This window comes from Thermoanaerobaculum aquaticum, from assembly GCF_000687145.1.
Classification (GTDB): domain Bacteria; phylum Acidobacteriota; class Thermoanaerobaculia; order Thermoanaerobaculales; family Thermoanaerobaculaceae; genus Thermoanaerobaculum; species Thermoanaerobaculum aquaticum.
Map to the genome: position 1 here is coordinate 605 of NZ_JMFG01000067.1, position 322 is coordinate 926.

Below are 322 nucleotides of genomic sequence, written 5' to 3' on the forward strand. Positions count from 1 at the left end.
AATGAGCGTGATTTGGAAAAGGAGCGCACCATGGGGCGGAAGTTTACCGTCCCCTATGCCGTTTACGTTGCCTATGGTTTTGTCAATCCCTTTTTGGCCGAGCAAACGGGCTTCAGCGAGGAAGACTTAGCCTTGCTTTGGGAGGCTTTGCTTTCCGCTTTTCAGTTCGATCAGTCAGCGGCACGACCGGCTGGCAGTATGGCTGCCCGTAGACTCATTATTTTTGAGCACGACAACCAGCTGGGACGGGCACCTTCCCACGAGCTCTTCGAAAGGGTAACAGTAGTCCGTCGAGACCCCTCGCGGCCGGCACGTCAGTTTG

At 55.3% G+C, this 322-nt stretch carries 1 protein-coding gene; it reads left to right on the forward strand.

Annotated features, from left to right (window positions below; all coding sequences use genetic code 11):
• Positions 1-30: 30 nt before the first annotated feature.
• Positions 31-322 (forward strand): type I CRISPR-associated protein Cas7 (locus EG19_RS12065; RefSeq protein WP_268746961.1); only part of this gene is annotated, 292 nt, incomplete at its 3' end.